Origin of the sequence: Moheibacter sp., from assembly GCF_049672845.1 — a bacterium.
GTDB lineage: Bacteria > Bacteroidota > Bacteroidia > Flavobacteriales > Weeksellaceae > Moheibacter.
The window spans coordinates 304,815-328,326 of record NZ_JBATWT010000011.1 but is presented as its reverse complement, the minus strand read 5'-3'; the positions used below and the strand labels follow the sequence as shown (position 1 = coordinate 328,326).

At 38.1% G+C, this 23,512-nt stretch carries 25 protein-coding genes; 15 read left to right on the top strand and 10 right to left on the bottom strand.

Annotated elements, in window-relative coordinates:
* Positions 1-37 precede the first annotated feature (37 nt).
* Positions 38-1,033: a GTPase ObgE gene (obgE, locus tag WBF63_RS05600; RefSeq protein ID WP_424368761.1), complete on the top strand. Its 996-nt coding sequence runs from the start codon at positions 38-40 to the stop codon at positions 1,031-1,033.
* A 403-nt stretch (positions 1,034-1,436) separates the two neighbouring features.
* On the opposite strand, the gene ctlX is transcribed toward obgE, so the two are convergent.
* The 4 genes from ctlX to WBF63_RS05580 all read right to left on the bottom strand — a co-directional run bounded on the left by ctlX (position 1,437) and on the right by WBF63_RS05580 (position 4,913).
* Positions 1,437-2,372, bottom strand: coding sequence for a citrulline utilization hydrolase CtlX (gene ctlX, locus WBF63_RS05595; protein WP_424368716.1), 936 nt, complete (start codon positions 2,370-2,372; stop codon positions 1,437-1,439).
* Positions 2,373-2,465: 93 nt separating this feature from the next.
* Positions 2,466-2,948, bottom strand: a complete 483-nt coding sequence (locus tag WBF63_RS05590; protein WP_424368715.1) for a hypothetical protein — start codon at positions 2,946-2,948, stop codon at positions 2,466-2,468.
* Between the two features lie 5 nt (positions 2,949-2,953).
* Positions 2,954-3,868 carry a dimethylarginine dimethylaminohydrolase family protein gene (locus WBF63_RS05585; protein WP_424368714.1) on the bottom strand — a complete coding sequence of 305 codons (915 nt, stop codon included), beginning with the start codon at positions 3,866-3,868 and terminating at the stop codon, positions 2,954-2,956.
* A gap of 70 nt (positions 3,869-3,938) precedes the next feature.
* Entirely contained in the window at positions 3,939-4,913 is a 975-nt protein-coding gene (locus tag WBF63_RS05580; protein WP_424368713.1) for an amidohydrolase family protein, read from the bottom strand.
* 113 nt (positions 4,914-5,026) lie between these two features.
* Here WBF63_RS05580 and WBF63_RS05575 point away from each other — a divergent pair, with 113 nt between their 5' ends.
* Positions 5,027-5,548: a hypothetical protein gene (locus WBF63_RS05575; protein ID WP_424368712.1), complete on the top strand. Its 522-nt coding sequence runs from the start codon at positions 5,027-5,029 to the stop codon at positions 5,546-5,548.
* Between the two features lie 77 nt (positions 5,549-5,625).
* Here WBF63_RS05575 and WBF63_RS05570 read toward each other — a convergent pair whose 3' ends face one another.
* Positions 5,626-6,207, bottom strand: coding sequence for a tRNA-(ms[2]io[6]A)-hydroxylase (locus WBF63_RS05570; RefSeq protein ID WP_424368760.1), 582 nt, complete (start codon positions 6,205-6,207; stop codon positions 5,626-5,628).
* Positions 6,208-6,287: 80 nt separating this feature from the next.
* On the opposite strand from WBF63_RS05570, the gene WBF63_RS05565 reads away from it, so the two are divergent.
* The 4 genes from WBF63_RS05565 to WBF63_RS05550 all read left to right on the top strand — a co-directional run bounded on the left by WBF63_RS05565 (position 6,288) and on the right by WBF63_RS05550 (position 14,488).
* Complete coding sequence (locus tag WBF63_RS05565) at positions 6,288-7,553, top strand: glycosyltransferase (protein WP_424368711.1); 1,266 nt, start codon at positions 6,288-6,290, stop codon at positions 7,551-7,553.
* A 108-nt stretch (positions 7,554-7,661) separates the two neighbouring features.
* A complete protein-coding gene (locus WBF63_RS05560; RefSeq protein ID WP_424368710.1) occupies positions 7,662-7,907 on the top strand; it encodes an AbrB/MazE/SpoVT family DNA-binding domain-containing protein in 246 nt (81 codons plus the stop codon).
* The gene (locus WBF63_RS05555) at positions 7,901-8,221 is read left to right on the top strand and encodes a type II toxin-antitoxin system PemK/MazF family toxin (protein ID WP_424368709.1); all 321 of its coding nucleotides are present in this window, start codon (positions 7,901-7,903) and stop codon (positions 8,219-8,221) included. Before WBF63_RS05560 ends, WBF63_RS05555 begins: the two co-directional genes overlap by 7 nt.
* 93 nt (positions 8,222-8,314) lie before the next feature.
* The gene (locus WBF63_RS05550; protein ID WP_424368708.1) at positions 8,315-14,488 is read left to right on the top strand and encodes an alpha-2-macroglobulin family protein; all 6,174 of its coding nucleotides are present in this window, start codon (positions 8,315-8,317) and stop codon (positions 14,486-14,488) included.
* A 62-nt stretch (positions 14,489-14,550) separates the two neighbouring features.
* Here the strand turns inward: WBF63_RS05550 and WBF63_RS05545 are convergent, their stop codons facing one another.
* On the bottom strand, positions 14,551-14,808 hold the full coding sequence (locus tag WBF63_RS05545) for a hypothetical protein (protein WP_424368707.1): 258 nt from the start codon (positions 14,806-14,808) through the stop codon (positions 14,551-14,553).
* A gap of 252 nt (positions 14,809-15,060) precedes the next feature.
* Here WBF63_RS05545 and WBF63_RS05540 point away from each other — a divergent pair, with 252 nt between their 5' ends.
* Positions 15,061-15,627: a DUF4256 domain-containing protein gene (locus WBF63_RS05540; RefSeq protein WP_424368706.1), complete on the top strand. Its 567-nt coding sequence runs from the start codon at positions 15,061-15,063 to the stop codon at positions 15,625-15,627.
* A gap of 50 nt (positions 15,628-15,677) precedes the next feature.
* Here WBF63_RS05540 and WBF63_RS05535 read toward each other — a convergent pair whose 3' ends face one another.
* Positions 15,678-16,004, bottom strand: coding sequence for a YegP family protein (locus WBF63_RS05535; RefSeq protein ID WP_424368705.1), 327 nt, complete (start codon positions 16,002-16,004; stop codon positions 15,678-15,680).
* Between the two features lie 111 nt (positions 16,005-16,115).
* On the opposite strand from WBF63_RS05535, the gene WBF63_RS05530 reads away from it, so the two are divergent.
* Positions 16,116-16,454, top strand: coding sequence for a DUF6150 family protein (locus WBF63_RS05530; protein WP_424368704.1), 339 nt, complete (start codon positions 16,116-16,118; stop codon positions 16,452-16,454).
* A 53-nt stretch (positions 16,455-16,507) separates the two neighbouring features.
* On the opposite strand, the gene WBF63_RS05525 is transcribed toward WBF63_RS05530, so the two are convergent.
* Together WBF63_RS05525 and WBF63_RS05520 are read right to left on the bottom strand one after the other, a co-directional pair.
* Positions 16,508-17,314, bottom strand: coding sequence for an enoyl-ACP reductase FabI (locus WBF63_RS05525; protein WP_424368703.1), 807 nt, complete (start codon positions 17,312-17,314; stop codon positions 16,508-16,510).
* A gap of 66 nt (positions 17,315-17,380) precedes the next feature.
* A complete protein-coding gene (locus tag WBF63_RS05520) occupies positions 17,381-17,791 on the bottom strand; it encodes a hypothetical protein (RefSeq protein WP_424368702.1) in 411 nt (136 codons plus the stop codon).
* Positions 17,792-17,819: 28 nt separating this feature from the next.
* On the opposite strand from WBF63_RS05520, the gene WBF63_RS05515 reads away from it, so the two are divergent.
* Genes WBF63_RS05515 through WBF63_RS05490 form a run of 6 tightly spaced genes read left to right on the top strand, consistent with a single transcriptional unit; the run spans position 17,820 to position 21,502 of the window.
* A complete protein-coding gene (locus tag WBF63_RS05515; protein WP_424368701.1) occupies positions 17,820-18,338 on the top strand; it encodes a methyltransferase in 519 nt (172 codons plus the stop codon).
* A complete protein-coding gene (locus tag WBF63_RS05510; RefSeq protein WP_424368700.1) occupies positions 18,322-19,200 on the top strand; it encodes a glycosyltransferase family 2 protein in 879 nt (292 codons plus the stop codon). The genes WBF63_RS05515 and WBF63_RS05510 overlap by 17 nt, the downstream gene beginning before the upstream one ends.
* A gap of 56 nt (positions 19,201-19,256) precedes the next feature.
* Positions 19,257-19,535 (top strand): hypothetical protein, encoded by a 279-nt coding sequence (locus tag WBF63_RS05505; protein WP_424368699.1) that lies wholly within the window; start codon positions 19,257-19,259, stop codon positions 19,533-19,535.
* Positions 19,536-20,324 carry a hypothetical protein gene (locus WBF63_RS05500; RefSeq protein WP_424368698.1) on the top strand — a complete coding sequence of 263 codons (789 nt, stop codon included), beginning with the start codon at positions 19,536-19,538 and terminating at the stop codon, positions 20,322-20,324.
* Positions 20,325-20,361: 37 nt separating this feature from the next.
* Complete coding sequence (locus tag WBF63_RS05495; RefSeq protein WP_424368697.1) at positions 20,362-21,141, top strand: HipA family kinase; 780 nt, start codon at positions 20,362-20,364, stop codon at positions 21,139-21,141.
* The gene (locus tag WBF63_RS05490; protein ID WP_424368696.1) at positions 21,119-21,502 is read left to right on the top strand and encodes a DUF3037 domain-containing protein; all 384 of its coding nucleotides are present in this window, start codon (positions 21,119-21,121) and stop codon (positions 21,500-21,502) included. The genes WBF63_RS05495 and WBF63_RS05490 overlap by 23 nt, the downstream gene beginning before the upstream one ends.
* 36 nt (positions 21,503-21,538) lie before the next feature.
* Here the strand turns inward: WBF63_RS05490 and WBF63_RS05485 are convergent, their stop codons facing one another.
* Positions 21,539-21,868, bottom strand: coding sequence for a hypothetical protein (locus WBF63_RS05485; RefSeq protein WP_424368695.1), 330 nt, complete (start codon positions 21,866-21,868; stop codon positions 21,539-21,541).
* Between the two features lie 203 nt (positions 21,869-22,071).
* Here WBF63_RS05485 and lpdA point away from each other — a divergent pair, with 203 nt between their 5' ends.
* Positions 22,072-23,463, top strand: coding sequence for a dihydrolipoyl dehydrogenase (gene lpdA / locus WBF63_RS05480; protein ID WP_424368694.1), 1,392 nt, complete (start codon positions 22,072-22,074; stop codon positions 23,461-23,463).
* The last annotated feature ends 49 nt before the right edge of the window (positions 23,464-23,512 follow it).

The window sequence follows — 23,512 nt, the reverse complement described above, 5'->3', positions numbered from 1 at the left end:
TCCCAAAAAAATAATGTAGTTTTGCATTAAATTTAAAATTTTGCATTCAAACTTTGTAGATTACATCAAGATATATTGTAAAAGTGGAAACGGTGGTGCCGGTTCAGCGCATTTACACCGCGAAAAATTCATTGAGAAAGGTGGCCCTGATGGAGGTGACGGTGGTCGTGGCGGACATATCATCATGAAAGGAAATAACAATCAATGGACGCTTTTACCACTTCGCTACACCCGACATTTGAAAGCTGAAAACGGTAAAAATGGTGGTTCTTCCCGCTCTACAGGAGCAGATGGAAACGATATTTACATCGAAGTGCCCATCGGGACGATTGCAAAAGACGAACAAGGGAATTTTCTGGGAGAAATTACAGAAAACGGACAAGAAGTAGTTTTGCTTCGCGGTGGAAAAGGCGGACTTGGCAACTGGCATTTCCGTTCGGCAACACGACAAACACCAAGATATGCCCAACCCGGATTACCAGGCGAAGAAATGCCGGTACTTCTGGAATTAAAAATTCTGGCCGATGTCGGTTTGGTTGGATTTCCAAATGCCGGAAAATCCACTTTACTTTCGGTGGTTTCCGCTGCCAAGCCCAAAATCGCAGATTATGCCTTTACTACTTTGACGCCCAATTTGGGAATTGTTGAATATAGAAATCATCAGTCTTTTGTGATGGCGGATATTCCGGGAATCATCGAAGGCGCTGCCGAAGGAAAAGGTTTGGGGCACCGATTTTTACGACACATAGAACGGAATTCGGTATTGTTGTTTTTGATTCCGGCTGATGCAAAGGATTATGCAAAAGAATATGACATTCTCTTGAATGAATTGAAAAAATTTAATCCTGAATTGCTGGACAAAGAACGCGTCCTCGCAATTTCCAAAAGTGATATGCTTGATGATGAATTGAAAAAAGAAATTTCTAAATTATTGCCCAAAGACATTCCGCATCTTTTTATCTCTTCTGTTGCCCAACAGGGTTTGCAGGAATTGAAGGACGTGCTTTGGAAAGAAATTAATAAAGAAAATTAATGGGAATACTGATTATTTGGGTCATTTTTCTGGCTATTCTCGCCTATTGGATGATAAACAAAAAACCTTTCCTAAGAAAGAAGCGGTATAAATCTCGTTTTCAAAGAATGGAAAGAGAAAAGGAAATCGATAAAATTGGAAAAGAATAATTATGTTGGGATTAACGATTACAATATTATTTTTACTTTTCATTATTGCCCTTATTATATTTCAACTTGTTTCTATGATTCAAAACATTTTAAATCGAAATAAAAAGATCAAATCAGATTTTGAAGAAGAAATTGACAAAATTGGAAAAGAATAATTTCTTTGTGAAAATTGTTTTTATAATGTTTATTTCAGATTAGGAAATCTGAAATAAAATTAGGTAATAACATACTTCCACTCTCCAACTCTCCAACACTTAAGCCTTCGGCAGAAAAACTTCCGCCATCATACAACGTGCACTCCCACCGCCTAAAGTTTCAATGGTATTGATATCCACCGCAATAATCGGATTGTATTTTTCAATGGCATCAATCTGGGATTTCGTCAAAGAATCATAAGCCGTTTGGGACATCACCAAATATTTAGAAGTTCCCATCCCTCCTACTTGCAACATATTTCCGGCGAATTTGTGCATTTGTTCTTCGGTGATATCAATGATTTCTTTTCCGGTTTCCACCAACGTATCGGCTACCATTTTCTTTTCGGATTTGTCATCGATCGTATCCAAACAAATCACTGCATATTCGTCTGCCACGCACATCATCACATTGGTATGATAAATCTGCATTCTTTCGCCATTCACAGTTTGATTGGCTTCAAAAAGCACAGGCGTGTATTCAAAATCTTCGCAGAATTCAATGAACAATTCTTCGTCCGTTCTGGGTGAAACCGCGGCATAGGCGATTTTATGTTCACGGTCGAGGATGATGCTTCCGGTTCCTTCCAAATAAATTTCATCTGACTCAGCATCGGTATAATCCATGATTTCTTCGGCTTCAAAACCTTTTTCAGCCAATAAATCCAGAACATCGTCTTCCCTCCTTTCCTGACGGCGGTTTTGGGCAAACATCGGATAGAGCGCAATCATTTTGTTTTCATGAAAGGAAATCCAGTTGTTGGGAAAAATGGAATCCGGCGTATGCGGATCGGGTGTATCCTGAAGAACAATGACGTTCACGCCATGTTCACGAAGTTTGGAAACCATATTTTGGAATTCGCTCAATGCTTTTTCCTGAATGGTTTCAGCCGTTTCTTCCGATTTATTCTGGAAATAATTGTTAACGGCCGTTTCTTCATTGAACCGGAAATCTACCGGTTCGATCATTAATATTGTGTTTGTGTATTGTTTCATAATTTTGATGGGTGTTGGGTGATGGATGATATATGTTTTGAACTAGATATTTATTTTAGACTAAAGGCATTAGCAATAAGCAAAATTAAATTTTCAGTTTTTAGATTTTATCATTTCTATATAATTATTCAGCTTTGGTTGAAATATCCAAATTCCTACTATGTAATAAGCAATTAGAATAAAATTTACAAAGGCCCCAGAAGTATTGATATGATTTGATTTCTCAAATTTTGTGTAGCTTTTTGCACACATAATCATTAAAATCAATGAACAAAGCATCGCTAAAAAATGGAATGGTAATATGATGCTAAAAATTGAATTAGCGTCGTTTGAAAATAAAATATTTATCATAAACAAAATGAATATAAAAACATAAAATAAAGGATAGAAAGTGGAAAAATACAATAAGAATTCTTTCCATTTGTTTCTTTTATTATTTTGCTTTATATCAAGTTGATAAACTATTGAAAACATCCATAAATAAAATGGCAAACCCAATAACATACAGAGTAAAAATATTTTGATTGGTTTTTGTTCAAGAAACCATTTAGAATACTTTTCAATCAGTTTTTCCATATTCTTTACTCTCTAATTAAAGGCAAAGTTGAACATCTCAGAAGTCCGCCCATGCGGGAAACGTTTCGGTAAGGAATTTCTTCAACGGTCATTCCCCAAACTTCTCGCATGTGGTTATTCAATCTTGTGAAATTCTTCTCGGAAACCACAATTTCGGGTGAAATGGAAAAAACATTCGGATTCATCCAATACATTTCTTCTTGGGTTACTTCAAAAACATTGTCACGCCCAAAAAGTGAAATCAGAATGTCATAATGCATGGGATTTAAAAATCCGTCTTTGTAAATAATCGCTTTGTTGTGTCCGACAGGCTGGAAAGTACAATCCAAATGAAGAATTCCTTTGTAAGGGTCAAAATCATCTTTCAGAAGTTCCATATCGATTACCCATTTATTGGGAAATAAATCTTTGAAAAACTGAACGGCTTCAAAGTTCGTTCGCGCCGTTTTATACTTTTTATAATCCGACTGTTTGTAACAACCGACAAACATAAATTCGTTCCACAAGATGACATCACCGCCTTCTACGTGTACATTTTCCGGTACGTGTACCACTTTGTCTTTGGCAATGGAACTGATGATTCGTTCGTAGGCTTCCTGCTCGTCTGCACGGTCGGGAATGATGTTGGCAATGATGAATTTATCGTCGATGGCCATGCCCACGTCACGCGCAAAAACCTGGTTGCAATCCTCTAGAACCCAAGGACGAAACACCTGAACTTGGTGCTTTTTCAGCACTTTTTCAAATTCGCCCATTTCAAAAGCCACATCTTCTTCTTTCGGATATTGGTTCAACTTTACGCTTTCGTAGGATTTGGAATCGTAAGTTTCTTCCAAAGTCGGTTCAGATCCCATGGAATTTGGGATTCCGAGTACAACTGCTTCGAGTTTTGATGTTTCATTCTTAACGTTAAGAATCATAATTTCTCTTATTTAAAACCAAATAGAGACAGAAAAATCTGCCTCTATCATCGGAATATTTCTAATTTTATTAATTCTCGATTCCGAGCACTTTCAAACCGTTTACGGTTGCAATATTGGCAAGTTCTTCCACATCGTAGAAGTGACAAGCTTCCAGCATCACACGAAGTTCTGTCCACAGATCTCCGTCAGAAAAAGGTTTGTAAATATCGTTGATGTTATCGGTACCAAAAGCCACACAAATTCCGGCTGGAACCATTTCATCCACCGGTGTCATTGAGTTATGGCTCGGCGCCAATCTTTCGGTTCGGTTGTGGTCAATCCAAGCCGTAGGACAAGAAATGATGTGCATATCGGCTTCTTTGATCAAATCATACAATTCCATGCGGTATTTTTTAGGATGGGCCGCAACCGAAATCGAGTGAACGGCCGTTACTTTGCCCTGCATTCCGTGTTCGATGGTTTTGCGTGCCAATTGTTCGGTTTCTTTTTCTTCGTCTGTATTGAACTGATCCACGTGTACATGAACCAATTTCCCTTTTTCCTTTGCAGTGCTCAAAAGGATGTCCAAATGTTCGTCTTCACGCCCAAAATCTTTGGCAGGAAGTCCGCCAATGATATCTACAAAGTCTGAAGAAAGATCAAACCACTGACGGGCTTTCGGGTCGATTACCCCTTTCAAAACCTGATTGGCAAAACGGATTTCGATGTCCTTTCCATAATTTTCTCTCAATCGTTGCGCCGCAATCATACTGCGGTCTTCAATTACTTCATCCACATCAATAAAAGTCCCGACTGCCTGAGCACCTTGTTCCAAAAAGTGGTTAATGGCTCGTTCCATTCGTCCGTAAATGATTTCAACTGTAGAATTTCTTTTCATATCATCCACCAAATGCCATTTTTCTTTTAGATAGGAATTGGTATAGGAAAAAGTTTCTTGGGTGAGTGAATACGCACGATCCAAATGTGCGTGGGTATTGACCCATCCTCCTTTTTCTTTGATTTTTTCAAGTACGATTTCTTTGGGGCTCATATTGTTTTGCATAATTCGGAATTTCCGCAAAATTAAGGAATTTAACGGCAGGATAAAAACTGTAACCCGATTTTTCAACAGGAATTTAAAATGATTTTTATCTTTGTGCGAACTAAATTATAAAAATGGATTCAAATACTTTGTGGACCGTAATCATCGCTTTGTTACCCGGAATTTTGGTGGCACTAATTTCTTACGGATTGATTGACAAATTTCTGAAAAGTGATACAATGAGACGTGAAATTGAAGTTCGAAAAATAAATAATTCGCAAATCATTCCTCAACGTCTCGCTGCTTATGAGCGAATGGCTTTATTTCTGGAAAGAATTAAACCCACAGGATTGACAAGACGCGTTTCGCCTCAGTCCACCGCTAAAAATTATGAAGCTATTTTGATCCAAACAGTTCAGGGCGAATGGGAGCATAATTTGAGCCAACAAATTTACGTGAACCCCGACAGTTGGAAATTGATTTATTCCGCCAAGAATGCAACCCAAAACTTCATCAGACAATGTGCGGCCGATTTAGGTGAGGATGCTACTGCAAACGAATTGCAAGAATACATCATCACAAAATCCATTTCTGAAAATGCGCCTTCAAATGATGCTTTACTGAAGCTGCAAGTGGATATTCAAGGGAATTTGTAGAGCTAAATTTTGTTTAAACTCTTCTAAAAGAATTTTCTACTTACATAGAAAGTATTGATTGAAAAGCTTTCATGAAATTATCCGTGAATCTGTTCCTTGTTACCGTAACTTTTGATCAGTTCGCCTTCAAAAGTTAACCATTCTCGCCAGCGTTTTTCCACATCAATTTCTCCTGCATATTTCCGGGCAAATCCTAAAAATACAGTATAATGATTGGCCTCGGAAACCATCAGATCATGGTAAAATTTTGCTAATTCCTGATCCTTTATATTTGTAGAAAGAACCCGAAAACGCTCACAGCTACGCGCTTCAATCATTGCCGCAAATAATAAGCGGTCGATGAAAGCCTCTTCTCGTGAGGCATTTTTCTTACAAAATTTCACCAATTGGTTGACATAATCATCTTTACGTTCACGTCCAAAGGTGTAACCGCGTTCCAAAATTATGTCATGCACCATTTTGAAGTGTTGCATTTCTTCAATCGCAATTTCACTCATAGTCGAAACCAAATCTGGAAGTTCTGAGTTATTAATAATCAAATAAATCGCATTAGAAGCTGCTTTTTGTTCACACCAGGCATGATCGGTTAATATTTCTTCCAGATTCCCTTCTGCAATATTGGCCCATCTTGGGTCGGTTGCTAATTTCAGTCCTAACATTTCTTTCTGTTTTTCTTTCAACTTTGTCAAGTTTAATCCTCAGCATGAAAATAACCTTGACAGGGTTCAATTAAAATTAAATGCAAAAATCGGATATTTACCTGATGATTCAAAACAAAGTACTGTTTATTGGGCTCGTCTGGCCGGAACCAACTTCTTCCGCAGCCGGAAAAAGAATTCTGCAGTTGGTGGAATTTTTCCTCAACCGCGGCAATGAAGTCGTTTTCAGTTCGGCTGCCGCTAAATCGGAGGCAAGTTTTTGTTTCGAACAAACTCAGCAAAGCTTGTTCAATACTGTAAAGGAAATCCCGATTCAACTCAATCATTCTTCTTTCAATGAATTTCTGAAAGAATTCAATCCAAGTATTGTGGTTTACGATCGATTCGTTTCGGAAGAACAATTCGGCTGGCGCGTCACTCAAGAATGCCCAAATGCTGTGCAGGTTCTCGACACAGAAGATTTGCATTTTCTGCGTTCAGCGCGAGAAAAAACTTATAAAAAGAAAGAAAAAATCAATTTGTATAATGAAATTACGACTCGTGAAATTGCTTCCATCTTACGTTCGGATTTGAGTTTGATGATTTCTGAATTTGAAATGGATTTACTTCAAAATGAATTTAAGATAACGCCTTCACTTCTTCATTATTTGCCTTTTTTGGAGGATTTTGTCGAAACGAATTCAGAGGAATTTAAGTCATTTGATGAAAAAAAAGATTTCATTTTCATCGGAAACTTTCTCCACGAGCCGAACTGGCAAACGGTTTTGCGTTTGAAGAAAAACATCTGGCCAAAAATTAAAGCTCAATTACCTAAAGCCAATCTTCATATTTACGGGGCTTATCCTTCTCAAAAAGTCTGGGATTTGCACAATGAAAAACAAGGATTTTTAGTACACGGAAAAGCAAAAGATGCGCTCGAAGTCATTTCAAAAGCAAGGATTTTGTTGGCTCCGATTCCCTTTGGTGCCGGACAAAAAGGGAAATTCATCGATGCGATGCAGGCCGGAACGCCCATTGCCACAACTTCCATCGGTGCGGAAGGAATGTTTTCGGATGTAATTCCGGGAATTATTGAAGACAACGAAAATATTTTTATTTCCAAAACAATAGAATTGTATCAAAAGGAAAGTCTTTGGCATAATGCACAAGAAATCGGATTTCAAATTCTCAATAAAAAATTCGATAAAAATTTATTTCAAGAAGAATTCAACCAAAAAATCATTGAAGTTCAATCCAATTTATCCCAGCACAGAAAACAAAATTTCATCGGACAAATTATGAAATCCAATGCCACAAATGCTTTGAAATATATGAGTTTGTGGATTGAGGCGAAGAATTCTAAATGAGAAAATAAAAGAAAATTTCGCAATAAATTTAGGTGAAACTAAATCAAAAAAATCACATTTAATTAGTACATTGTTATAACAATGTGATAACTTTGCTTAAAATCAAGTATGGAAACCAATATTATTAAAGTCGGAAATTCCAAAGGAATTATCATTCCGTCAAAACTTCTGAAAATGATTGGTTTGACCGACAAAGCTCGCATCAAAGTTTTGGACGATAAAATCATGATTGAACCCATTAAAAATCCGCGGGAAGGTTGGGAAGAATTAATTCTCGCGGATATTGAGAAAAATGGTGTTCTGGCCAATGAATTACCGGATGTTTTTGAGGATGAAAATTTCGAGGAATGGTAAAGCAATATGAAATTTACTGGATTAATTTAGATCCGACCGTCGGAAGTGAGATCAAAAAAACTCGTCCTTGCGTGGTCATTTCACCGGATGTTTCCAATAAATTATTGAATACGGTTTTGATTGCTCCTATAACTTCTACCCTTCGGAATTTGCCCATGCGATTTGAATTAAAATTAGAAAATAAAACAGGAAGTGTTTGTCTGGATCAAATTCGATGTGTCGATAAATCAAGGTTAACTAAAAAAATCAGTAAACTTTCGAATTCGGAAACAGAAGTTCTGAAATCAATTTTAAAAGAATATTTAATTGATTAACCAACCATTTTACATTAAATTACATCTTTATAGAAAAACCCATTTATGAAAAATTTTCTTTTTCTCATCATAATTTTAACCTTCTCATTTTCAATGGCACAGAAAAAATTTGATTATAATTCCAAATGGAAAGAAATCGAAAAGCAGGAACAAGACGGTTTATTGAAAAGCGTTTTACCTGCAGTCAATTCGATTTATGCGCAAGCAAAAAAAGACAAAAATTCGCAAGAAATCATTCGGGCTTTGCTTTATCAGTCCAAAATTGCAATTGCCACTTCCGATGATGATGATACTGAATTACAGATAGTTGAAAACTTCCAAAAAGAAATTTTCGAAGCCAAAGGAATAGATAAATCGGTTTTACAATCCATGCTGGCTGAATTGTATTTCAATTATTATCAGGAAAATCAATGGAAAATCAACCAAAGAACCGAAACTGCCGAAAGCACCGGAAATGATTTCCGCTTCTGGACTGAAAATATTTTTCAGCAAAAATCCGCTGAATTATATCAACAATCCATTGAAAATCAAAAAGAATTGCAAAATGAACCGATTGGGAATTGGGATTATCTGCTGACAAAAGCTGAAGAAACTCGTTCGCTCCGTCCAACTTTATATGATTTTCTGGCGCATCGGGCGATTAGATTTTTTTCTTTCTTTTTATATGTTTCTCCTTATTCAAGTTCGGTGGGGACTGAAGCGTATTTTTCTCTTTTAGATTTAGCAAATTCATATGGAGATGGTAAAAAAATTAATAGAAAGGATTTTTTAGTATCAACATATAAAAACCTCTCCGCCTTCCATCTCCAAAAAAACAATCCAAATGCGTATTTGTACAACCAATTTGAATTATTGAAAGCGGAAGCCAATGACAGATTTTCAGAGGAATATTTGAATGAATTAATTGCGCTTTCCAAGAAATTTCCAACTACGGAGTACAACGCTTATATCTTGTTTGAAATTGCGAATTTTCATTTGACAAAAGCGGCCAACGAAGAGCCAAAAGCCTTTGATAAAAAGAAAGCATCGACCGAAAAAACTTTATCGGTTCTGAATGAAATCCAGTCAAAATATCCAAAATCTCCGATTTTAATTGAAGCAGAAAAACTTCAAAAACAAATTCTTTCGCCGGATTTTAAAATTCAGGTTGAGTCTTATATTTCGCCGGATTTGAATACGCCAATGGTGGTTTCGCATAAAAATCTGGACAAATTGTATTTTAAAATTTTTAAATATGACGGGGATACAAAAAAGCTCAATGAATTCCGAAATGCAGCCGATAAAGACAAACAAAATAAATTAGATCAATTATTAAAAGCTTATCCAAAAGAAAAAGAATTCCAAATCGAATTAAAAACTTTTGATGATTACCAGGAACATTCCACCATCGCCAAACTCGATCCGCTGAAATCCGGTCGTTATCTGGTTTTGGCTTCCAATAATGCGGATTTCCAAGTCAGTTCTGAAGGCTTTGTTTTTCAGTACCAAATTCTGGATGTTACCAATTATTCCATCGTTTTTCGAAACAATGAAATCTTGGTAACCGAACGGGAAAGCGGAATTCCTGCTGTGAATCAAAAAGTAGATGTTTTTCAGTACCAAAAGAATTCTTATACTAAAATCAACACGCTTACCTCCAACGAATTTGGGATTGCCAAATTTTCTGCGTCCGATAATTACGGCAGAAATTACCAGTTTAAAATTCAGGGCGAGGACGTTTCGTTTCAAAACTATATGTACCGGAATTCATCTTCATCCGATGAAAGAACGACGACCCACATCAAATTCTTTACCGACCGCGGCATTTACCGTCCCGGGCAAACCGTTTACTTCAAAGCCATTCTATATCAAGAAGATGAAAATGGAAAACGCAATGTCATTCCAAATGAAGAATTAGGAATTTCGCTTTATAATCCAAACGACGATGAAGTTTCTTCTTTGGAACTGAAAACCAATGAATTCGGTTCAGTTTCCGGCGAATTCATTTTACCTACTTCCGGATTGACAGGTCAATTTTATTTGGAAGACGACACCAGCAATTCAAATGAATATTATTTCAGCGTAGAAGAATACAAACGCCCACGATTTGAAGTGGAATTTGAGGATGTGAAAGACACTTTCAAACTCGAAGAAGAAGTTACCGCCAAAGGAAAAGCTATGGCTTATTCGGGCGCCAACATCGACAATGCCAAAGTCGTTTACAGAGTGTATCGACAAGCGGTTTATCCTTATTGGCCTTGGTGGAAACGCGGCTATTTTCCTCAAAGTGAACCGGCAGAAGAAATCACGCACGGCGAAACAATGACCGACGCAGACGGGAAATTTGAGGTAAAATTCAATGCAAAAGCTGCTCCGGTCGTTTCGAGTAGCCTCAACGACCGGAGTTCGGGGGCTGAGGATACTCGAAGCCCCAGAACCTATACTTATCGCATCGTTGCCGACATCACAGATCTCAACGGCGAAACCAGTTCGTCCGAACAGTCGATTACGGTGGGCGATCTTCGTTTTATGCTGAATATTCCGGTGGCGGATCGAATTGAAATTTCAGAATTCGACTCCATTCCGATTGTGACGAATAATCTCAACGGACAATTTGTTCCGGCAAAAGGAAAAATCACGCTGACCAAAATCAATCCGCCTTCAAGGGTTTTACGCGATTCGCCTTTGCAACAGACCGATTATGAATTGTATCCGAAAGATGAATTCATCAATTATTTCCCACACGAAGCTTATGGCGATGAAAACCAAAAAGAAAACTGGGCAAAAGAAACTCCGGTTTTGAATGAAAATTTCGACACAGAAAAATCCAAATCCCTGAAAATCAATCCAAAAAACTGGAAAGAAGGAACTTATATTTTACGTGGATTTATTCTGGACGGAAAAGATACCATTCCAAACGAGCGTTTGGTTTATCTCTACCGAAACGAAAAGAAATCGCCCGTTGACAACGAACTTTTCACGGCGACTTTGAACAAATCTACTTACAAACCCGGCGAAACAGCTGTGCTTAATTTGACTTCCGCAACGGAAAATTCAGAAGTTTTGGTTCAATTGGAAGCAGACGGAAAAATCATCCAATCGGAAAAAATCAAATTGAACAATGATGTGAACAACTTTAGTTTTCCGATTGAGGAAAAACACCGTGGGAATGTCTTTCTGCATTATTATTTCGGGAAATTCAACACCGCAAAATCGGGAACGATTACAGTAAATGTTCCGCAGGTCGATACTTCGCTGAAAATCACTGCCGGAACGCTTCGGGATAAACTTCAACCCGGACAGGAAGAAATCTGGGAACTGACCGTGAGCGGCGAAGGAAAAGATAAATTCCTGGCCGAAATGCTGGCGACGATGTACGATGCTTCGCTCGATCAATTCAAATCGAATTCCATCCATTTCCCGATGGGCACGAAAACCAATTATTCTTCATTTCGATGGAATACCTATCAGAGTTTCGGAACGAATTATTTCAATAATTTAATTCGAAACCCTTATCAATATTATTATCCGAATATTCACTTAGCTTTTGATGAACTCAATTGGTTTGGATTTGGTTGGAACCAATACGAGCAGAGAAGATATATGATGATGAAATCAGTGGCTCCGGTTGGAAATGTAGCGGATGCACTTGAAGGTCAAGTTGCCGGAATTGCTTTGGAGGAAAGTTCTGTGGAATTGGAAGTTGTCACAACAAAATCAAATGCATCTGTAATACTTTCAGAATATGAAGACCCTATTTTAAGAAATTATCCTGATGCATTAATTGTTGTTGATGGAAATATTGTAGATAGAAACATAGTTGAAACAAAGGGAATTACTGACATTGTTGGAATTAGCTTTTTAAGTGAAGAAGATGCAATAAAATTATTTGGAACTAAAGGAGCAAAAGGTGCTATAATTGTTACTACAAAAAAATCAGATGATGTTTTAAATCAGGTTCAAGCAAGAAAAAATCTTCAAGAAACCGCATTCTTCTATCCCAATTTACGCACCGACGAAAAAGGAAATGTAAAAATCCAGTTCACCACGCCGGAAAGCCTGACTTCTTGGAAGTTTATGGCGACGGCGCATACACCTGATTTACGAACCGGATATTTCGAAACCACGATCAGAACCCAAAAAGAATTGATGGTCGTTCCCAATCCGCCACGATTTTTGCGCGAAGGCGATCAAATTACTTTCTCTTCCAAAATCACCAATCTTTCCGACAAAGAATTGAGCGGCCAAGCCAAACTGATGTTGTTTGATGCGTTTACTATGCAGCCGGTAGATACTGAATTTGGCAATACAAACGCCACGAAAAACATTTCCGTTTCCAAAGGCAACAGCACAGAAGTCTCCTGGACGCTGAACATTCCACAAACCCGACAGGCCATTGTGTATCGGGTGGTGGCTTCGGCAGGCGATTTTTCGGACGGCGAAGAATCGGCTTTACCGATTTTGTCGAACCGGATGATGGTAACCGAAACTTTACCCATTCATGTTCGTGAAGGTCAAAACAAAACTTTCACTTTGGATAAATTAAAAAACAATACATCGGAAAGTTTGGATCATTTCAAATTGACTTTTGAAATGACGACCAATCCGATTTGGTATGCGATTTTCTCTTTGCCGTATTTGCGCGAATATCCATACGAATGTTCGGAACAGGTTTTTGCGCGGCTTTACGGAAATATGATTTCGCAGCACATCATCCATTCCAATCCGAAAATCAAAGCGGTTTTTGATGATTGGAATGCCAAAGGCGAATTGGTTTCAAAACTCGAACAAAATCAGGAGCTGAAATCCCTTCTTTTGGAAGAAACGCCTTGGGTGCGCGATGCACAAAGCGAAGAAGAACAAATGAAACGAATTGCGGTTTTGTTTGATTTGAATAAAATGCGAAACGAACTTCAATCCGCTTACCAAAAATTAGCAGCCAAACAAAGCGGTTCAGGTGGATTTCCTTGGTTTGAAGGCGGTGACGACAGTCGCTACATCACCACGCACATCGTTTCCGGTTTTGGGCATTTGAAAGAAATGGGCATTGATTATGAATCCAATTTCGATATCAATTCCGAAAAAATCTTGGAAAAAGCCATTGAGTTCATCGATAAGGAAATGGAAAAAGAATTTGACAAATATTTGAAAAACAATAAATTGACACCATCGGTTTACAATGGAATTCAATATTTGTATGCAAGAAGTTATTTTCTGGAGAAATATCCGATGAGTAAAAAAGCCAATCAGGCAAAAGATTATTTCCTGAAGGAATTGGACAAAGGAAAATTTGAACAAGGCTTGCAAACCCAAGCCATGTTGGCTATGATTTTCAATCGTTTCGGAAAAAAAGATTTGGCCGTTAAAATACTGAATTCAATCAAAGACAATTCGGTGGAAAGCGACGAAATGGGAATGTATTGGAAATCCAATGTAGCCGGATGGTTCTGGTACCAAGCACCGATTGAGACACAGGCGATGTTGATTGAAGCTTTTGACGAAGTTTTGAACGATGTAGAAAGTGTAGAAAGCATGAAAGTTTGGTTGTTGAAAAACCGTCAGACCAATCAATGGAGTTCTACCAAATCCACTACCGAAGCGGTTTTTGCCCTAATGAGTACCGGAAAAGATTGGGCCAATGCCGAAGAAGGGATTTCAGTGAAAATTGGTGGCGAAAATTTAGATTTAAAAAAATTGGAAAAAGCACCACAAAGCGGTTCAGGTTATGTAAAAACAAGTTGGGACAAAGACGAAATCCAACCGGAAATGGCGAAAGTCGATGTGCAGAAAACTTCTCCGGGCGTAGCTTGGGGTGCGATGTATTGGCAATATTTTGAAGATTTGGACAAAATTACCTCGGCCGAAACAGGCGTGAAATTCCGTAAAGAATTATTCCTGAAAAAGAATTCAGAAAACGGACTGGTTTTGACCAAAATTACTGAAAATACACCCATTCAAATCGGAGATTTGGTTACGGTAAGATTGGAAATCCAAACCGACAGAGAAATGGAATTTGTGCACATCAAAGACATGCGTGCCAGCGGATTTGAACCGACCAATGTTTTATCGACATACAAATGGCAGCAAGGAATGGGTTATTATGAAAGCACCCGCGATGCGGCTACCAATTTCTTCATTGACCGCATGCCGAAAGGAACTTATGTTTTTGAATACGATGTGAGAGCCAACAACGCCGGGAATTTCTCGAATGGAATTACTTCGCTTCAAAATATGTATGCGCCGGAGTTGAGCGCCCACAGCGAAGGAATTCGTGTTCAGATTAAATAATTGAAAGAATCCAGACACAAAAAAGCCGGATTTCTCCGGCTTTTTAATTTATTAGAATTTTATTATAATCCCATGCTACAAGCTTGTTGCAAACCGGCTTTGATATCTGCCCAAGACTCTCCGTCTAAAGGAACATTTTCATTCTGTCCCATTGCAGTAACAGTATAATAATCGTTACCTTCTTCGTAGCAATATTCCATTGTCAAAATAAGATTACATTCAAAACAGTCTTTTCCTCCTCCTTTATCGTCATCGCTTGAACAGTTAACGAAAGCAAGAGATCCTGCTACAGCCAATAAAATAAATGTTAATTTTTTCATGTTAATTAAATTAAAATAGTTCTTGTTTAAAATAAGCTGCAAAAGTATCCTTTTTTTTTGATTTACAAGTGATTATCTTTTTTTTAACATGTAATGTTTGGTACCCAAAATTAAAAGCCAAGGCAAAGTACTAAATACCAACAGTTTATATGCAATTTAATGAAGTTCTAAATTACTTTTTGCTTTAACTCTTTGAGAAAAGTTTTCAAATCAATAAATTTATTTCTTCTAAAAAAACTCAAATTATTGGTTATGGCAAAATCATCCTCAAAAGTTTCCACTCAAGAAAAAGAAGAAATTTTAAACATTCTTAAATCCCGTTTTGAAACAAACAAACAACATCACAAAGGTTTAGAATGGGACAAAATTGAAGAAAAACTCGGGGAAAATCCCGACAAAATTTGGTCATTAATTCAAATGGAAAAAACCGAAGGTGAACCTGATCTGGTGAAATTTGACACGAAAGAAAAGGTATATATTTTCATGGACTGTTCACCCGAAAGCCCCAAAGGCCGTAGAAGTCTTTGCTATGACAGAAAAGCGCTGGACGCCCGAAAGCAACACAAACCTACCAATAGCGCCATGGATATCGCAAACGAAATGGGAATTGAAATTCTTAACGAAAACCAATATCGGGAATTGCAAGAAACCGGTGAATTTGATTTAAAAACATCGAGTTGGATTTTAACGCCCGATGATGTGCGATCCAAAGGTGGTGCACTTTTTTGCGATCGTCGCTATGGAAAAGTTTTCACGTACCACAACGGCGCAGATTCTTATTATGCCGCGCGAGGATTCCGAGGAATATTGAAGATATAAAAATTCCGGCCTTTTAAAAAAAGCCGGAATTTCAGGTTTGAAAAAAATTTTCAGCTCTCTACTTCTTCCACAGAAGCATCGGGTGCATTGGTCATCACAGATTGGATTCCGTTTTTGGCACCTGATTCGCTTTCGTACATCTGACTGGTTCCAATCACTTGTCCGTTGGATGCTTTCAGATTGAACATCCACTTGTCGTTTCCGCTTTGTTTCAATTCAAACATAGATTCATCTTGAGAATTTTTCTTTACGGATTCAATTCCGTTCTGACATCCAGATTTCTGGGCATAACCCTGACTGGCCAGAATATTCTGTCCGTTTTTGGCTTTCAGCCGGAAACGATATTCACCGGCTTTGTCCTGATACATTTCAAACATGCTTAAATAATTTTTAGTTGAACTTCTAATATAGAAAAATTAGCTTATTGTCAAAAATTATATAATTGTAAACTTTAATTTCTAACTTTAAATTCGAAATAAATTTTAAAAATGAAAACAATCTTTACACTCTTTTCTTTTCTGATATTTAGTTCCATTTCCGGATTTGCTCAAATCGTTTTCAGCTCAGACTGGAAATCAGAAGCCGACGTGAAAGTCTTCGTGACGGAATGGAAAAGTGAAGCCGATTTAATCGTGTATAGCACCGAATGGAAATCAGAAGCCGGACAAAACAATGGAATCTGGTTTTTTACCGAATGGAAATCAGAGGCAAAAAAGAAGATATATTTCACAGAGTGGAAATCAGAAGCTGATGTCATCGTATTTTTCACCGATTGGAAAAGCGAAGCCGGCTGGAAAAATAAATCAAGGCAACATTATTTTTACTAAACAAAAAACCTCAGAAAATCAATCCTGAGGTTTCTATTTTAATTAAATTTATTTTATAAAAAACGATCCGCCACCTGCTGCGAAACACCTGTGGTGGAATATCCGCCGTCGTTATAAAGATTTTGCATCGTTACTTTTTTGGTCAGATCAGAGAACATCGTCACGATGTAATTCGCACAATCATCGGCCGTTGCATTTCCAAGTGGCGACATTTCATCGGCAAATTTCATAAATCCGCCAAAACCTTTCACACCTTGTCCGGCAGTCGTTGGTGTCGGAGACTGAGAAATCGTATTGACACGCACATTTTTCTCGGTTCCCCAATAATATCCAAAACTTCTCGTAATCGACTCCAAATACGCTTTGTTGTCTGCCATATCGTTATAATCCGGATAAACTCGCTGCGCCGCAATGTAAGTCAGAGCCAGGATGCTCCCCCACTCGTTCATCGCATCTTTGTCCCAGGCTGTTTTCATCACTTTATGGAAAGAAACCGCCGAAATATCCCAACCTTTGGTCAGGAAATTATAATCCATATCGGTATAGTGTTTTCCTTTCCGCACGTTGACACTCATGCCGATGGAATGCAAAACAAAATCCAGTTTCCCGAATTTCTCAATCGCTTTGTCAAACAAATTGGAAAGATCTTCCATAGAAGTAGCATCAGCTCCGATTACTTCCGAACCGGTTTTTTCTGCCAATCCGTTCAATTCCCCCATTCTCAGAGCAACCGGCGCGTTGGTCAAAATAAATTCTGCTCCTTCTTCGTGGCATCTTTCAGCCGCTTTCCAGGCAATCGAATTGGCATCAAGCGCACCAAAAATAATTCCTTTCTTTCCTTTTAATAATCCGTATGACATATTCTTAAATTTTAAATCAATCCCAAAAGTAAAGAATTTTGTTGGAAAATGGACGTTCTATTAACTTTATTCAATCTCCAAGAATTCTTCCAACTCAGGATGATTGAACAAATGCGAATAAATCTCCATTTTTTCGGATTTAAACAAACAAATTTCTTCCAAAAACAACCTTGTGAAATGCTTGGAATCCAAATCCAAAATCCCGAAACTTTCTGTGGCTTCATTTTTCAAAATAACGCCTTTTCGCATCTGTGCTTCGGCATTTAAGCGGTAATTTACCAAATCATTTTCATAAATATCCCGATGGAATTTATCCTGAATTCCTACAAATTTGTCAATCTGATTGTAATTCGGTTTGCCGCGCATCCACCAGAGCGGTTCACGGCCTTTGAACAAAAGTCCGTCAGCGGTTTCTTCAGCATATCCGATGATCCGTTTATTGAGTCTTAAGCGGTATTTGTTATTTTGGTTAATCATCTTTGGTAAAAATCGTAATTTTGCGCTTATGTACAAAGTTGTTCCCAAAAAACGTTATCAACATACTTTGGATTTGGTTGATAAATTTTTCTCACCTGATGAAAAAATCCTGGATTTAGGAATTGAAAATCCATTATCCAACCTGATTCGTGAAAAAGGATTTCAGGTGACCAATACAGATGGTGAAGATCTAGACGATCATTACGAACACTTAAAAGAGATTGATACTGATGTGGTTACAGCTTTTGAAATCCTGGAACATTTGCTCAATCCTTATTCGGTTTTAAAAAATTTACCCGGAAAAAAACTTTTGGTTACGGTTCCCTTGAAACTTTGGTTTGCGGATCCTTATCGAAATATGAACGACATCCGCGACTGGCATTATCATGAATTTACCGATTGGCAGTTAGACCGACTTTTGGAAAAATCGGGATGGGAAATAAAGTTTAGAAAGAAATGGACCAATCCTTCCGGAAAAATTGGAATCCGACCTTTTTTGAGAAGAATTACACCACGCTATTACGCGGTTTATGCCGAACGATATTAATTTAAAATACAGCATCATTTTACCGGCGCACAATGAAGAAAAATTCATTGGAAATGCGTTGAAATCCATTGTTCAACAAACTTATTTGCCCAAAGAAGTCATTGTTGTCAACGATAATTCTACCGATGCGACAGAAGAAATTGTTCAAGGATTTGTTGAGAATTATTCCTTCATCAAAATGACTCATTCTGAATCGAATCAAACAACTCACGAACCTGGAACTAAAATTATCAATGCTTTTTACAAAGGTTTTGAAAAACTAAATTCTAATTGGGATGTAATTGTAAAACTTGATGCTGACGTGATTTTACCTTCTGATTATTTCGAAAAAATCATACAGACATTTCAATCCGATAAAAAAATCGGAATTGCGGGCGGAATTGCAATGATCGAAGAAAACGGAAATTGGATTTATGAAAAAATCGGAAACAAAAAGCAAGTCCGTGGTCCTTTTAAATCCTATTCAAAAGATTGTTTCGAGAAAATCGGCGGACTGAAAAAATCAATTGGTTGGGATACGGTGGATGAACTTCTTGCAAAATATTATGGTTTTGAAGTTAAAGTTTTGCCCGAATTGGAAGTTAAACTTCAAAAACCAACGGGAAAAAACTACCAGAAAATCCACGGCAAAAAAACCGGCGAAGGTTTCTATAAAATGGATTATGGTTGGTGGATTTCAGTCATTGCAGCTCTGAAAGCAAGCACAATTAAAAAAAGTCCTCTACTTTTCTTTACGATGATGAAAAGCTTTTTAAAATCAAGTCTGAATGCTGATTCTAAAATAGTTACAAAAGAAGAAGGCAAATTTATCCGATCGCTACGCTGGCGCGGTATTCTTAAGAGATTTATAAATCGTACCTAAGCAATTGTTAAATAAAAAAATACTCACATACTAAATGCATTAATTTGCCGTTAGGCATGCAGAGAAACGATCTCACATTAGTAGTTTTTTTTAGCTTTTTGGGTGTTGTTCTCGCTCAGGAAAAATCCAATGAGATTCAGGTCATCATAGATGACGAGCAAGAAGAACACCCGGGAAGCGTCTACATAAAGCCAATTGGCATTAATCACTTAATTTTTATTGAAAAACCTGAAATGGAATATATCCCTTTCTGTATATTTTATGGAAATTTGCAAAGTTCCGCAGAAATTTCCCTACTCAAATCCACTGTTGAACCCAATCTTAATTCCATTTAAATGAAAAAGTTCCTGTTTTTCTTTTTGTTGATTTTAATTGGCGGATTTATTCAAGCACAGGAAAAAGACATAAAAGGCGTTATTATTATTGATTTAAATGATGCTTCACCCGAAGGAATTTATATCACCAATTCACGAACAAAATTCTCAACGATTACAGATCTGACAGGAAGTTTCACCATCAAAGCGGAAGCAGGAGATAGTTTGCTGATTCGCTCTTACTTCTACGAATCAAGAAAGTTCTATCTGACTGAAAATCTGATGAAAAATGATTTTATCAAGATTCACCTCAACCTTCAGCCTATTGCACTGGATGAAGCCGTTCTGACTCAGAAACTGACCGGATTCCTTGATAAAGACGCGAAATTCAGTACCAAATATGATGTGGTCGATAAACTCTATCAGGAATTGGGTGTGAATCCAGATGCAAGCAAACTCAGAGACTCTTCAAATTTCACTATGTGGCAAGATGTTTCTCCGTTTTATCTAAACGTTGAAAAGCTTTTTGAAACTATGAATGGTGACCTGCGCAGGCGACAAAACCTCTATGCTTTTGAAGGAAAAGAATCCAAAATTTTGCACATCAGAGAATATTTCGGAGACGAATATTTCATCGGAGAACTGGATATTCCAAAGGAAAAAATCAGGGAATTCATCTTTTATTCATACGAATCTTCTCAGATTCCAAGTTTTTACCAAAACGGAAATTTCTTTTATATCATGACCGAACTCGCCAAAATGGCACCGGTTTATCTCTCACGACTGAATGCCTGGCAACCCAAGAATTAAAAAATTTATCGTAATATTAAACCCGATTTAATCCAATATGAAATTACGTTCTGCTCATCTGACGCGCTATATTTTGCCACTTCGCGAAGGAGGTTCGCTTCCTGCCTTGGCCGAAGCCGATGATGACTTCAAATACGTGGTCAAATTCAAAGGTTCGGGGCACCGCGAGAAATCCGTCATTGCCGAACTTCTAGGTGGTGAAATCGCCAGAAAACTAGGTTTCAAAGTTCCTGAACTTGTCTTTCTCCATCTAGACGAAGCCTTTGGCAGAACCGAAGGCGACGAAGAAATTCAGGATTTATTACAGGCCAGCCAAGGAACGAATTTAGGTTTACATTTCCTTTCAGGTGCGATCAATTACGATCCGAATGTCATGAAAATAGATGCAGAAACTGCCTCGAGAATTGTTTGGCTCGATGCCTTCATTACCAATGTGGACCGCACCTTCCGAAATACCAATATGCTGATGTGGAACAAGGAATTATGGCTGATTGACCATGGTTCTAGCTTTTATTTTCACCATAGTTGGGACAATTGGGAAAAACAGGCAGAAAGTCCTTTTTCGTTTATCAAAGACCATGTTTTATTAGGCGAAGCAAGCGAAATCGAAAAAGCAGATGCCGATTTAAAACCTTTAATTACGGACGAATTCATACATAAATTGGTTGAATTAATCCCCGATGAATGGTTGAATTGGGATTATGATAAATCGCCCGCCGAACTGCGTCAGGTCTATGCTGACTTTTTAAAAATCAGAAAAAATAATTCCGGAATATTTATAAAAGAAGCTCAAAATGCAAGACAAAATCTTATATGAATATGCCGTAATCCGGGTTTTCCCCAAAGTAGAACGGGAAGAATTCATCAATGCAGGAATTCTGATTTATTCCAAGCAGGCAAAAAAACTATTGGTCAAAACCTATTTCAACGAAAAGAAATTTCATGCTTTTGAAACCGAACTCGACGAAGAACAAGTTCGATTAAACCTGAAATCCTTTGAGCTCATTGCCATGGCTGATCCCAACGGCGGCCCGATTGCCAAAATGGATATGCCTTCCCGCTTCCGCTGGATGACCGCAGTGCGAAGCTCATGTATTCAGACTTCACGTCCTCATCCTGGATTTGCCGATGATTTGGAGGAAACTTTGGAAAGGTTGTTTGAGGAGTTGGTTTTGTGAAAAACGAATTTCGAAATTAAAGCTAAGAAATTCGATTCAAAGAAAACTCACAAACTTAAACTCCGCTACGCTCATGGCGTCGGCGCCTGAAAATAAATCTTCCAGAATTCTGATGCACTGGTTTCTATTGCAGATGGCTTGATGAACCCCATGTTTGGACAAATCGGGAATTTCCACCAGCCACATAAATGTATTGTACTTACTGAATTGCACCACGATGTCTTGTTCATTGACAATCCCAAAGGTACTCCCGTCATCTTCCGGAAGCTCTTCAAAAATCTCCAAAGCCTGTTCAAAAACAGCTTCCAACGGGAAGTCCATCGGTACTTTGACATTTTCTGTGATATTTTCAAAAAACAATTTCATAATTTAAGTTTCAAGTTCAAAGTTTAAGGTTTAATGTTTTCCCTGTCTGATTAAATTTGAACGTTTTTAAAAATTCCATCCTCCAACACTCATCATCCATCCTCCTTCCAAAAATATAAAATTCCACATAGTTTCTACAACATTGAGAAAATTCCTTTAAGAATTCTTATTTTAGCCGTCAAATCAGATTAAAATAATTACAGATGAAATTTGACATAGCAGTAATCGGAAGCGGACCCGGCGGATATGTAGCAGCAATTCGTGCAGCGCAATTGGGCAAAAAAGTAGCCATCATCGAAAAAGCCGAATTGGGCGGAATTTGTTTGAATTGGGGTTGCATCCCAACCAAAGCTTTACTCAAAAGCGCACAAGTATTTAAATACTTAACCCACGCAGAAGATTTTGGTTTCAACAAACCTGAAAATATTTCTTACGAATTCTCAAACATCGTGAAAAGAAGCCGTGGCGTAGCCGATACCATGAGTAAAGGCGTTCAGTTTCTGATGAAAAAAAATAAAATCGAAGTCATCAAAGGAGAAGCAACCGTAAAACCCGGCAAAAAAATCATGGTGAAAGGAGAAGACGGCGTTTCAAACGAAGTTTCTGCTGACCATATCATCATCGCAACCGGTGGTCGTTCCCGCGAATTGCCGAACTTACCACAAGACGGAAAAAAAGTAATCGGATACCGAGGCGCTCTGAACTTGGACAAACAACCCAAAAGTATGATTGTAGTAGGAAGTGGTGCGATTGGTGTTGAATTCGCACATTTTTACCATACATTGGGCGTGGACGTAACCATTGTTGAATTTATGCCGAGAATCGTTCCCGTAGAAGACGAAGACATCTCCAAACAATTGGAAAGATCCTTCAAGAAAAACGGTGTGAAAATCATGACCAGCTCCGAAGTTACATCGGTCGATACTTCTGGCGAAGGCGTGAAAGCTACTGTCAAAACCAAAAACGGCGAAGAAGTTCTGGAAGCCGATATCCTTCTGTCCGCAGTTGGAATTGTTGCCAATATTGAAAAACTTGGACTCGAAGAAGTCGGAATTCAAACCGAAAAAGGGAAAATCAAAATCAACGATTTCTGTCAGACCAGCGTAGCCGGGTATTACGCCATCGGTGATGTTGTGCATGGTCAAGATCTTGCGCATTTAGCATCGGCTCAAGCCATTTTATGTGTGGAGAAAATCGCAGGAGAACACGTAGAAGCCATTGATTTCAACAACGTTCCGGGATGTACGTATTGTTCGCCTGAAATCGCATCTGTAGGACTTACCGAAGCCAAAGCCAAAGAAGCCGGCTACGATATCAAAGTCGGAAAATTCCCCTTTTCGGCCAATGGTAAAGCAGTGGCCAATGGCGCTTCTGACGGATTTGTCAAAGTCATTTTCGATGCCAAATACGGCGAATGGCTAGGTTGTCACATGATTGGCGACGGCGTTACCGAAATGATTGCCGAAGCGGTTGCAGCGCGGAGATTAGAAACCACTGCTCACGAAATTATGAAGTCCATTCACCCGCACCCAACTATGTCAGAAGCCATTATGGAAGCTGTGGAAGACGCCTATGGACACGCTATTCATATCTAAAATTGTATTAAGTACAAAGTATTAAGTATTAAGACTTCTTTTTTTGAAA

Coding starts and splice junctions, on each gene's coding strand:
- WBF63_RS05535 (WP_424368705.1), bottom strand. CDS start 16,004: ATGTTTGAAATGTATCAGGACAAAGCCGGTGAATATCGTTTCCGGCTG.
- WBF63_RS05495 (WP_424368697.1), top strand. CDS start 20,362: ATGAAATTACGTTCTGCTCATCTGACGCGCTATATTTTGCCACTTCGC.
- WBF63_RS05555 (WP_424368709.1), top strand. CDS start 7,901: ATGGTAAAGCAATATGAAATTTACTGGATTAATTTAGATCCGACCGTC.
- WBF63_RS05515 (WP_424368701.1), top strand. CDS start 17,820: ATGTACAAAGTTGTTCCCAAAAAACGTTATCAACATACTTTGGATTTG.
- lpdA (WP_424368694.1), top strand. CDS start 22,072: ATGAAATTTGACATAGCAGTAATCGGAAGCGGACCCGGCGGATATGTA.
- WBF63_RS05585 (WP_424368714.1), bottom strand. CDS start 3,868: ATGATTCTTAACGTTAAGAATGAAACATCAAAACTCGAAGCAGTTGTA.
- WBF63_RS05500 (WP_424368698.1), top strand. CDS start 19,536: ATGAAAAAGTTCCTGTTTTTCTTTTTGTTGATTTTAATTGGCGGATTT.
- WBF63_RS05485 (WP_424368695.1), bottom strand. CDS start 21,868: ATGAAATTGTTTTTTGAAAATATCACAGAAAATGTCAAAGTACCGATG.
- WBF63_RS05580 (WP_424368713.1), bottom strand. CDS start 4,913: ATGCAAAACAATATGAGCCCCAAAGAAATCGTACTTGAAAAAATCAAA.
- WBF63_RS05590 (WP_424368715.1), bottom strand. CDS start 2,948: ATGGAAAAACTGATTGAAAAGTATTCTAAATGGTTTCTTGAACAAAAA.
- WBF63_RS05545 (WP_424368707.1), bottom strand. CDS start 14,808: ATGAAAAAATTAACATTTATTTTATTGGCTGTAGCAGGATCTCTTGCT.
- WBF63_RS05550 (WP_424368708.1), top strand. CDS start 8,315: ATGGCACAGAAAAAATTTGATTATAATTCCAAATGGAAAGAAATCGAA.
- WBF63_RS05560 (WP_424368710.1), top strand. CDS start 7,662: ATGGAAACCAATATTATTAAAGTCGGAAATTCCAAAGGAATTATCATT.
- WBF63_RS05525 (WP_424368703.1), bottom strand. CDS start 17,314: ATGTCATACGGATTATTAAAAGGAAAGAAAGGAATTATTTTTGGTGCG.
- WBF63_RS05570 (WP_424368760.1), bottom strand. CDS start 6,207: ATGTTAGGACTGAAATTAGCAACCGACCCAAGATGGGCCAATATTGCA.
- WBF63_RS05530 (WP_424368704.1), top strand. CDS start 16,116: ATGAAAACAATCTTTACACTCTTTTCTTTTCTGATATTTAGTTCCATT.
- WBF63_RS05490 (WP_424368696.1), top strand. CDS start 21,119: ATGCAAGACAAAATCTTATATGAATATGCCGTAATCCGGGTTTTCCCC.
- WBF63_RS05510 (WP_424368700.1), top strand. CDS start 18,322: ATGCCGAACGATATTAATTTAAAATACAGCATCATTTTACCGGCGCAC.
- WBF63_RS05575 (WP_424368712.1), top strand. CDS start 5,027: ATGGATTCAAATACTTTGTGGACCGTAATCATCGCTTTGTTACCCGGA.
- ctlX (WP_424368716.1), bottom strand. CDS start 2,372: ATGAAACAATACACAAACACAATATTAATGATCGAACCGGTAGATTTC.
- WBF63_RS05505 (WP_424368699.1), top strand. CDS start 19,257: ATGCAGAGAAACGATCTCACATTAGTAGTTTTTTTTAGCTTTTTGGGT.
- WBF63_RS05565 (WP_424368711.1), top strand. CDS start 6,288: ATGCAAAAATCGGATATTTACCTGATGATTCAAAACAAAGTACTGTTT.
- WBF63_RS05540 (WP_424368706.1), top strand. CDS start 15,061: ATGGCAAAATCATCCTCAAAAGTTTCCACTCAAGAAAAAGAAGAAATT.
- WBF63_RS05520 (WP_424368702.1), bottom strand. CDS start 17,791: ATGATTAACCAAAATAACAAATACCGCTTAAGACTCAATAAACGGATC.